This window comes from uncultured Clostridium sp., from assembly GCF_934754915.1.
GTDB lineage: Bacteria > Bacillota > Clostridia > Clostridiales > Clostridiaceae > Clostridium.
Genome location: NZ_CAKVKB010000112.1, coordinates 1 through 10,815, shown reverse-complemented (window position 1 = coordinate 10,815; position 10,815 = coordinate 1). Strand labels below are relative to the sequence as shown.

Sequence of the window (10,815 nt, the reverse complement as noted above, 5' to 3'; positions counted from 1 at the left end):
TAATTAGGGTAAATATACTGAATTATTTCCCGAGTTTTTGCTTGTCACCATGTCATATTTTGCACATAAAGTAAAGTGTTTTCAGTCTTGATTTTATCTATATTCAAGTGTGATTTAATATTTTTGGGTTTTTAGAGTAGGTATTTGCATCAGACAAGGTCAGCCTAAACTTCATATAATAAATAAAAGCCTGAGGTCCTTTAAAAGGACTTCAAGCATATAAAACGTAACTATGTTAACAATTGATAATATCACTATATTCTTTTAAACATTCAAGCTCATTAAATGCTGCAATAATTCCTTGTTTGAAATAATATCTCATCAATTCAATATTGGTATACGTTACATCATCATCATATTCATGCAACATATTTATTTGATTCTTATATAGTCCATCATGTAACTTTTCAAATAGTTTAAAAGACTTGTCCTGTAGCTCCTGGTATTCTTTATTATTCTTCATATCATCATTTTCTTTGAACTCCTGGATTTTATGAAATTCATTTTCTATCATTGCCTCAATTAACTTTTTTGTATTCATTGTCTCATTCCCCTTTACAATAAATCTTTATTTTGCTTTTTAATTTTTTCTAATTTTCTTCTCTTACTTCTATTTAATGTCATAGGTGCTCCTGGAGCATTTCGATTAATCTGATTAGCGACTATATTTATTTCATGATTTGCATTATTTTCTTTTAAAAATGACTTTATTAATTTATTTTTCATTTTCTCACTCCTAACATATCTAAATATCCAGCAGTAGCATATAAAAAACACATAATGTTTGTATTGTTTTATAATTGTAAATGATATTATTAAAATGTACTAAAAGTGGAAAATAATAATGTACAAAATTGTACTATTATTGTTATTCTACCCCATGGAGGGGTTAATATGGATAACAATTTAATAGGACAATTAAATATCTTGAAAATAATGAATATAAAACCTAATTATTCTGAACTTGCAAGACAATATGGAGTAGATAGAAGAACTATAAAGAAATATTATAACGGATATGATGGAAAAGCTAAGACAAGAAATAAATCAAGCAAAATTGATAAATATCGGTCAGAAATTATTATGAAACTTTCTATTAGAGGTGTTAGTGTAAAGGGAGTTTATGAATATTTTAAAGATAAGGGATGTGATATTGGAACTTATTCAAATTTTAATAAATACATTAAGAAAAATGAGTTATTACCCAAAAAGAAAGCAAAAGGGCATCCGCGTTTCGAAACGCCGCCAGGCAAACAAGCTCAAGTAGATTGGAAGGAAGATATCCACATGATCTCAAAGAATGGTGAAGAATTTATTGTAAATGTATTTAGTTTTAAGCTTGGCAACTCAAGGCTTTGCCATTTTAATTATAGAAAAACTAAAACACATCAAGATTTATTTGAATCTTTAATAAATGCTTTCAAATTTTGTGGTGGCGTTCCTCATGAAATATTATTTGATAACATGAAAACTGTTGCTGATATTACTAAGGAAGGTAGAAAGATAAATAATAAGTTACAAGCTTTCGCTAACGATTTTGGATTTAAAATACGACTATGCAAACCGAGACATGCATATACAAAAGGAAAAGTAGAAAGTGCTAATAAATTTATTGAATGGCTTTATCCTTACAATTATGACTTTGAAACAGAAGAAGACTTAATTAAAATAATAAAACAAATCAATTCTAAGGTGAACTCTTCGCCAAATCAGGCAACTGGTGTTCCACCAGTATTACTTTTTCAAAAAGAAAAAGAGCATTTACTTCCATTACCCAATAAATCTGTAATTGATAGCTATATGAACTATGAACTGAAAACTAAAGTACATATAGATTCATTAATAAATTATTGTGGAAATAAATACTCTGTTCCATCAAAATACATTAATAAATTTGTAACTTTAAAAGCTGCAAATGAAAGATTATATATATATTTTAATACAGAATTAATTGCTATACATGAAATTATAGATAAAAAAATTAATTATAGACCTGAAGATTATAAAGAACTATTAAAGTATACAGTAAAAAATGAAAATGATCTAGAAATATTGGCCAGTACTAATCTTACTTATTTTGATAGTTTATTGTAGATAAGTGGAGGATAATTATGAATAACTATATAAAACTTTTAAATAACTTAGAAGAACTGAATTTGACTAACATGAAAGCTAATTTAGATAAATATATAGACGCAATAAATAACGGTACGAAGAGCATCGTAGATGCCTTATATGATCTAAGTAATTATGAAATAGAAGCAAAATCTGAAAGGGCAATGGCTGCTTGTGTTAAAGTAGCTAATTTTCCCTTCTTGAAAGAAGTTGAAGATTTCGATTTTGAATTTCAACCAGGAGTAAATAAGCAACAAATTCTTGATCTAGCTACATTAAGATTTGTAGAGAATAATGATAACATACTCTTTGTAGGAACTCCAGGAGTTGGTAAAACTCATTTAGCTACCGCAATCGGAATAAGATGTGCAAAAAACAGATATTCAACATACTTTATTACTTTTCAAGAATTGATAAGCCAATTGAAAAAATCATTAGCTGAAAATCGTCTTGAAACAAGACTTAAACACTTTTCTAAATATAAAATATTAATAATTGATGAAATTGGTTATCTACCTATAGATATAGATTCAGCGAATTTATTTTTTCAGTTAATATCCAAAAGATATGAGAAACACTGCACTATAATAACAACTAATAGTAATTTCTCAAAATGGTCTGAAATCTTTGGTTCTCCAACGATTGCGAATGCTATATTAGATCGGCTTCTACATCACTCTCATATTGTTTCTATAAAAGGACCTTCTTATAGAATACAATCCAAACTCCAATATTTGGAAGGTAATACAAAAACAATTTAGGGATAGTTTTTGTACATATTTATTTTCCACTTTTTGTTCAAAAATATATTGACATTTACATAAATATAAAAAATCAATTATGTATATTAAAGACAAGCGTAGATAATATGTTGATTTTGATTATATGAGTTTATACTTGTGAAATATACATAGTCGAATAAATAATTAAAAATAAAGCAATTGCAGGATTGATTAAATTCCTACAATTGCTTTATTTTAAGATATAGGTTGTTCCCACCAGCTTATATTTGAAACTTGGCAGCTATTACATTCACATGAAGAACCTTTTGTTACTTCAAGATAGTACGATCCAGGACTTAATATTATATTTCCATCAATATCATTATTAAAATTTTCATATGATTTAACAGTGTACTCAAGAAATGGGGTATTGTTTATACATTGAATATTAGTACCTGTATAAACTTGAGCAGTTGAAGGAACATCACAATAATGAGTATTGTTATTTGTTATTCTTCTTGAACGTTCTGCATTTTTAGGAAGAAGATCACAGCAGTTGCAGTACGAGCGTACAAGGACTGGAGAATCTCCAGTATTTGCATGAAGAGTTCTTGATATATAAATATCTTTCATTGAATGAAGTGGATTATATAGTATGAAATATGAATTATTCTTTCTGCTTTCATCAATTGATAATGATGCAGAATATTTTGTACCATTTTGAGTCTGAATGAATCCTGAATTTTCTTCATTTGTTATGATTGGACAATCTTTTGATATTCTAGTACATGACATTTCAATTCCCCTTTAACTATTTTTATTAGATATTATTAAATAGTATATTGTTATTTTTGGGATTTGTGAGTAGTATTATCTAAAAAATATTATTTTTTTCTTAATTTTGAGAAACAACACCATAATAATGATAAAATATTGTATTTTATGATATATAATATATATATTCCAATTGACAATGAAGAATGAAGTCTTTTCAAGATTTCTTTAATTATTATTGGAATATATAGATAATTATAGAAGGGGTTAGGGGTTAAAGCTTTATTATAAGTTTTGATTTTTATAGAAATGTTAATGAAGAATCATAAATTAAAGTGTATTTTAAATTTGATTATTAATCACATATTTCTAGTAGTATATGGAGTAGGATTGTATAATATGTATAAGATTTTTATACATAAAAAAACAGAAGTTAATATGTATACATTACTATTAAGTGGAACATTTTTAGTAATTTGGTTTATTAGATACTTATATAGAATTTTTAATGATAAGAATGAAATAAAAGTGATAAATAAAGAAAAAAATCATGTTCATATTTTGGATTATAATAGGCATAAAGATAGATCTACACAAAATAACAATAAAAATAGAAATAAGTTAAATATAATATGTTCTTATACTGCAATGACTTTGATTATATGTTCTACTTTATTTTTTGGTGCTGAAGTATTTGGAAGTGCTGTAAGCTATCGAGGAAAATTATCAGGATTTTTTAAAGAAATGATAAATGGAAAAACTATTAATGTAGTAAATGCACAAGATATTACTGAAGAATATGGTTGTGTTAAAAAAGAAGATGATGAAAAAGAGGATAAATTCATAAAAAATCCTAATATACTTTAGATTTGATGACGTATAATAATGCAATTATTGAAGAATTTTCGTATTTATCATAATTAGTATAGCATAGAGGAAGTGATTTAAATGAGCATAAAACAATGTATAATAATTCAATGTGATAGTGCATTAAAAAGATGTAGTGGATTTGCATGTATGGATTCATTTTATAATAAAGAAGGTAAATTTGGGGATTATGGAAACAATATGAAGTACATTACCTTTTCATGTGGTGGATGTTGTGGAAAAGCAGTTGCAGGGAAATTAGAACATTTTTTAATGAAGATGAGAAAGAAAACAGATTTAAAAAAGGAAGAAATAGTTATTCATCTAGCAACTTGTATGGTAAGTGAAAATCATCATTCAGACAGATGCCCTTATATAGATTATATAAAGGATATTATAGCAAAAAAAGGATTTGAAAATATAGTTGAAGGCACATATATAAGTAAAACAGCAGAAAAGAAAAGAGAAACAGGCGAATATAAAAGATATTTTTAAACAATAAATATATTGTTTAGGTATTAGAATGTAATAAATATCTGTTTATATTTCAAATTGTGCACTATCTAAGTACTATATATAGGTTTCAAACACAATTTTAAGTTTACAACATTAATAAAATGATTATTTGTTATTATTTAGAATATATACATTTAAGATTGCACAAATATAAAAAATTTTGATAAATATATAAAAAAACAATATAATCTAAATTAGAGATAAAAACACAGTTCTGTTGGTAGTCAGAGCCTATTTGTAAAAGTAGAAGTAACCTGCCCCCTCCTGGGGTTGTCCGTTCTCTAATTTTTTATTTTACTAACAGGAGGGACAAATCATGAAGAATACAGTAAAGCTTACTATTCTTTTTAACAATCCATTTTGGATAGGAGTATTTGAAAAATATGAAGGAGAGGAATATGAAGCATGTAAAGTGACCTTTGGAGCTGAGCCTAAAGAAGCTGAAGTTTATGATTTTGTATTAAAAAACTATTATAGGTTAAAGTTCAAAATGATTACGCTTGATGAAGAAGAGGCAAAAAAGAATATGATCCTAAAAAAGGAAAATCCTAAAAGAGTTCAAAGAATGATTCATAAAGAAGTCAAAAATAAGGGTATAGGTACTAAAGCACAGATTGCCTTAAAAGCTCAGCATGAAGAAAATAAGATAGAGCGTAAGAAAAAATCAAAAGAAGAAAAAGAACAGCAGCAGCAGAGATTATTTGAACTTAAGCAGAACAAAAGAAGAGAAAAACACAAAGGACATTAAATAACTTTAAAGTTGAATTGTGTTCTGTGAAATCAAAAAACTAAAAGATAAGTAAAAGCAGTTAAAATGATATTAAGGATTATTGTGATTATATAAAAAATGATTTCTGATAATTTTAGAAATCATTTTTTATACACATTATTTCAAGTATTTGTAAGATAAAGATATATATGTTAATATAAAAATAATAATATAAATATAGTTTAAAAAACTGTATTTGAAATCTAAAGTGTAAAATTATAATCATAAAATAAAGAGGAGTATTAAAATGGATTTTCAAAGAGAAAATGCATATCTCACAATTATGAATTTCAGCAATATCTATAAAGATGAGAAGTTTTATAAAGGAGAAAATATAAACTGGATAGACTGCAGTGATATTAATGGGACAAGCTGTTATTGTGATGAGTATGCAGAAAAATCGATAAAAGCTAAAATAGAAAATTTAAAGCCATACGGTTTGCATTTCATTGATTCAGGAAATTATCATTATGTTTCTAAATTTTGGATTGAAAAGATAGAAAGAGATTTTAATCTGATTGTTTTTGACCATCATTCTGATATGCAGCAGCCTATGTTTGGAAATATATTAAGCTGTGGTTCATGGATAATGGATTCTTTGGAGAGCAACATACATCTTAAGAAAGTTATTCTTGTTGGTGTTGGAGATGAAGAAAAGAAATTTATTAATAAAAAATATGAAGATAGAATTATATGTGTTGATAGAGAAAATTTCAACATATTGGATTGTGAGGTGAAAAAATATCCTATTTATATATCCATAGATAAGGATGTTCTTAGTGAGAAAGTAATTAATACAAACTGGAATCAAGGAGATATGAATGTTATTGAACTTGAGGACATTCTTCATAAAATAATTAAAAATGAGGAAGTAATAGGCATTGATATATGTGGCGAGTGTAGTAACGAATTAGGAAAATTTATGGATATTAAGAAAAATGATAACATCAATTCTGAACTTCTTCATTTTTTTGAAGATGAAGCTGAAGAGTTAGTTTCAGCAACTATATAAGCAAATTAGAGATATAGTAATAATTTAAAAAGATTTATATAATTGAGAATTTTTTATGTAATATAAACACAAAAATCAACTCGGTATATAGTATGATATAAACAAATATAAATTCTATATACTGATTGAATATATATAAAATCATAATTATGCAATATACACAATTAAAAATAGGTTTTGATAAATAACTAAAAAACTAATATAATGATAAAGGAAAATATTAAATATAAAATTTAAAAATAAGCAGATTTTAATTTATAGATAAATAATATGTTGTCTATAAATTCTAGTCTGTTTGTTTTTATGCAGTAAAGAATCCTATATTTAATTAATATAAATACTGAAATCGGAATTGGAGGAAGAATATGATTCAGGAAATTACACCACACAAATATGATAATACATATAGTAAAGAGGTATTTATTGAAGAAAAAGATTATATATTAATATTCTTAAAAAATGAAGTATTTATGAAAGAAGAAAATGGTAAGGTCTGTATACCTATGTATAAAGATCTGATTAATAGAGAGCATCTATCTAAAGAGGATTTTACTTATGTTTTTAAAATTGATGATGTTAAATTCTTTATTTTGAAAAATTTTAAAGAAGAAGATTATAGTTATTTATGTAGAAAAAATACTTCTGTATTTAGAACATTAAAGCCACAGTGGGCAGCTTTTGGAGGAATTACAGCAAAACATTTATATGACTGGTATTCTAAAAATAAACACTGTGGAATATGTGGAAATAAGATGGAGCCATATGATAAAGAAAGAGCATTAATATGCACTAACTGCAGAAATATAGTCTATCCAACTATATCGCCAGCTATAATTGTAGGAATTAAAAATAAGGATAAAATTCTTTTAACAAGATATTCAAAAGCGGCCTATAAAAAATATGCACTTGTTGCAGGATTTGTTGAAATTGGTGAATCATTTGAAGATACAGTAAAACGAGAAGTAATGGAAGAAGTGGGGCTTAAAGTTAAAAATATAAGATATTTTGGAAGCCAGCCATGGGGATTTACTAATACTATTCTTTCAGGATTCTTTGCAGATCTTGATGGAGATGACAAAATTACACTGGAAACTGATGAACTGGCAGAAGGAACTTGGTTCAGATATGATGAACTTCCTCCAAGAGATCTCCTTATAAGTCTTACTCAGACTATGATAAATGAATTTGAAAAGAATAAAGGAAATATATAAACAGTATATAATTGTTTTATAATACATGTATTTAACTGGAAATTGTATATTGGAGAGAAAATTATGAAAAATATAAGGAATTATAAAAAAAATACTATAACATTAGATGAAATTCAAAATTTCTACAAGATTAATGATTATGATATACTATATAAAACTGTAAATGAACTTATTGATGATGAAAAGTTAAATCCAGTAAAAGCAAGTGGCAGTAATGGAAGAAATCCTGAAATGTACAAAAAATACAGAATAATAAGGAAAGAAGAAGATTTCAGCAATTATCTTGATGAAATTAATTTTAAACTTTGTGCTGAATTTGATGTGTCATATTATAAGAAACATTTAAATAAATACAAAGAAAATAGAAAATATATACTTATGTTGAATGAATTTCTTTTAAATAAGAGAGATTGCCTGAAAAGCTGTATTTCTATGAATGAAAGAAGTTTTCAGATATGGAATAGGGAAAAATTCCTTCAGAAGGAAGAAGGAAAAACTATTTTAAAAAATCTAAATTTTGATTTAAATACATTAAACTATTATGATACTTCAGAGCCTTTAGCTTATTATTCCAGAACTAAGAAGACACCTCAAAATGTTTTAATCATTGAAAATAAAGATACTTACTATACCTTTAGAAAACACCTTATAAAAAATAAAGAAAATATATTTGACATTGAAATAGATACTGTAATATATGGTGCTGGAAAAAACATAATAAAAGCCATTGATGATTTTCATATTTCAGTTGAAGAACATGTATGTGATAAGAGAAATACAATTTATTATTTTGGTGATCTTGATTATGAAGGCATACTTATATATGAAAAATTTTATGAAAAGATGTCAAAATTATATAAAGTTAAACCTTTTATAGAAGCATATGCTATAATGATAAAAAAATATATGAATAATCATGTTGTTCTGCCAGAAACAAAGAAAGGACAGAATAAAAATATAGATGATTATTTTTTAAGCTGCTTTGATAAAGAAAACAAAGAAAAAATTACTACAATATTAAAAAGCGGCAAATATATACCACAGGAAATTATAAATATAAATGATTTATAAAATACATTTTTTAAAGGAGAGATTATGGATTTAAGTTTTTTAGATGTGCACCATGTGAGAATGAAAAAAATAGGCGCATATGCATTGCTTTTTAGAAACAGCATATCAAAAGGAACGTGGAAAAAATATGGATTCAGTGAAGGATATGAACAGGATAACATTATCTTTGCAGTGCTTTTATATATAATGGAACAGTCACTTAAGGAAGAAATTGCAACTATTGATTATATAGGAAGTTTTATTGATGAAATAAATTCTTTGTATTTTAGAAAGCCGATAACTTATGATGAATGTAAAGAACTTGCAGAATTTATAGTGAATAATATTCTTTGTGATGAGGGAAAAGCTATGTATTTTAACTCATTCAACTTTAAAAAAGGGCAGTATGAAGATATAAATATAAGCTTTGTTAAAAATAAAATTGAATATGTAGAAGGTGTAAGAATGGTATCTTATTCTCTTACAGAAGAAGGGTATTCACTTCTCTTGTCAACTCTTGAAATTGAAGAAAATCTTAAGATGACAATTCATGAGATAATATTTAAATTACATCTTGATAAGGCATCTTATGATAAAGCTGTTGATGATATAAAAAATATTTTCAATATGATGCGAATAAGGGTTCAGAGTATGGATGATGCCATAAGAAAAATAAGAGAGAATCCCTTAAATTATTCCACAGAAGATTATAAAAAGATGATGGAAGGAAATCTTGAACTTCTTAAAGGAAGCAAAGAAAAGTTTTTAATTCATAAGGAAAATGTAGAAGCTAAAATTAAAGAATTTATAGAAAAAGATATACATGTTCATGAACTTACAGGAGAAGAAATTGAAAATCTTAATAATTTGAAAACAATAAATAAGTATCTTGCAAGAACAATTGATGAAGACCAGAGAATCATGAAAAAGCATTTCAGCTTAAAAGAAGTTTATGGAAAAGAGCTTGAAAACATATCTAAGATGTCCCTTATTGAAAGATTCAGCATCAAATCAGAAATATATTACAAAATACTTGATAATGCCAGTCTCATGGAAAATATAGATGTGTTTCTAAGACCATTATTCAGAATGAATCCTGCAAAAAGATATAATTTAAATAAAGCATTAGAATATCAGAAAAATATAAAAACTGAAGAAAATGAAGATGATGAAGTTTTGACTTTTGAAGAAAATGACATGATTGAAGAAGAAAACAGAAAAAAGAAGGAAAAACTTAAAAAATATAAAGATGTTATAGAAGTGATATTAATGCTTGCAGTTAAGAAAAAAAGCATTTCTTTGTATGAAATAAATTTAATGATAAAAGACAGCGAAATATTAATGAAAAGCCTTATACCTGATGTGAGAATTTTCAGGGAAGTAATAATAGAAATGCTTAAAAGTGGATGTGTTGATATTGATGAAGTAAAAGAAGAGAGAAAAAATACTGTTGAAAGCGAAGAATTTGATTTTGAATTCAATAGAAGTATATTAGAAGCAATTGAAGAAAATAAAAGTCTTAAGAGAATAAAGAAATTTAGTGCTGAAAAAATTCAATTTGGAGAAGATGTGATTTTAAAAAATATTATTGATGAAGATGGAAAACATAGAAATTTTATATGCAGCAATGTTTTATTCAGTGTAGAAGAAGGGAGCATTATATAAATGTCATATTCAATTGATGAAATAAATATAAGCAATAAGATATTTTATTATCTATTAAAAAATGGAGAACTTAAAGATAATGAACATGATTTATATAAATCGTACTGTGAAAAT

General features: G+C 25.9%; 11 protein-coding genes and 1 pseudogene. 9 read left to right on the top strand and 3 right to left on the bottom strand.

From position 1 onward, the window contains the following. Positions 1-235: 235 nt before the first annotated feature. Both Q0F58_RS14270 and Q0F58_RS14265 read right to left on the bottom strand, forming a co-directional pair. A complete protein-coding gene (locus Q0F58_RS14270) occupies positions 236-541 on the bottom strand; it encodes a hypothetical protein (protein ID WP_294377880.1) in 306 nt (101 codons plus the stop codon). A 14-nt stretch (positions 542-555) separates the two neighbouring features. Then, positions 556-726, bottom strand: coding sequence for a hypothetical protein (locus Q0F58_RS14265; RefSeq protein ID WP_294377878.1), 171 nt, complete (start codon positions 724-726; stop codon positions 556-558). A 168-nt stretch (positions 727-894) separates the two neighbouring features. Here Q0F58_RS14265 and istA point away from each other — a divergent pair. Both istA and istB read left to right on the top strand, forming a co-directional pair. Next, positions 895-2,016: pseudogene (istA, locus tag Q0F58_RS14260) on the top strand (IS21 family transposase); the annotation flags it as partial. 95 nt (positions 2,017-2,111) lie between these two features. Next, positions 2,112-2,876, top strand: a complete 765-nt coding sequence (istB, locus tag Q0F58_RS14255; protein ID WP_294377875.1) for an IS21-like element helper ATPase IstB — start codon at positions 2,112-2,114, stop codon at positions 2,874-2,876. Between the two features lie 216 nt (positions 2,877-3,092). On the opposite strand, the gene Q0F58_RS14250 is transcribed toward istB, so the two are convergent. After that, positions 3,093-3,632, bottom strand: a complete 540-nt coding sequence (locus tag Q0F58_RS14250; RefSeq protein WP_294377872.1) for a hypothetical protein — start codon at positions 3,630-3,632, stop codon at positions 3,093-3,095. Between the two features lie 378 nt (positions 3,633-4,010). On the opposite strand from Q0F58_RS14250, the gene Q0F58_RS14245 reads away from it, so the two are divergent. From Q0F58_RS14245 to Q0F58_RS14215, 7 genes are all read left to right on the top strand, one after another. Further along, positions 4,011-4,478: a hypothetical protein gene (locus Q0F58_RS14245; RefSeq protein ID WP_294377869.1), complete on the top strand. Its 468-nt coding sequence runs from the start codon at positions 4,011-4,013 to the stop codon at positions 4,476-4,478. An 81-nt stretch (positions 4,479-4,559) separates the two neighbouring features. Continuing rightward, positions 4,560-4,973: a CGGC domain-containing protein gene (locus Q0F58_RS14240; RefSeq protein ID WP_294377866.1), complete on the top strand. Its 414-nt coding sequence runs from the start codon at positions 4,560-4,562 to the stop codon at positions 4,971-4,973. 337 nt (positions 4,974-5,310) lie between these two features. Next, positions 5,311-5,742 carry a YjdF family protein gene (locus Q0F58_RS14235; protein WP_294377863.1) on the top strand — a complete coding sequence of 144 codons (432 nt, stop codon included), beginning with the start codon at positions 5,311-5,313 and terminating at the stop codon, positions 5,740-5,742. Positions 5,743-6,010: 268 nt separating this feature from the next. Further along, positions 6,011-6,775 carry an arginase family protein gene (locus Q0F58_RS14230; protein WP_294377860.1) on the top strand — a complete coding sequence of 255 codons (765 nt, stop codon included), beginning with the start codon at positions 6,011-6,013 and terminating at the stop codon, positions 6,773-6,775. 365 nt (positions 6,776-7,140) lie between these two features. After that, the gene (gene nudC, locus Q0F58_RS14225; RefSeq protein ID WP_294377858.1) at positions 7,141-7,986 is read left to right on the top strand and encodes an NAD(+) diphosphatase; all 846 of its coding nucleotides are present in this window, start codon (positions 7,141-7,143) and stop codon (positions 7,984-7,986) included. 63 nt (positions 7,987-8,049) lie between these two features. Beyond that, positions 8,050-9,057, top strand: coding sequence for a Wadjet anti-phage system protein JetD domain-containing protein (locus tag Q0F58_RS14220; RefSeq protein WP_294377855.1), 1,008 nt, complete (start codon positions 8,050-8,052; stop codon positions 9,055-9,057). Positions 9,058-9,081: 24 nt separating this feature from the next. Then, a complete protein-coding gene (locus tag Q0F58_RS14215; RefSeq protein WP_294377852.1) occupies positions 9,082-10,701 on the top strand; it encodes a hypothetical protein in 1,620 nt (539 codons plus the stop codon). Positions 10,702-10,815 lie beyond the last annotated feature (114 nt).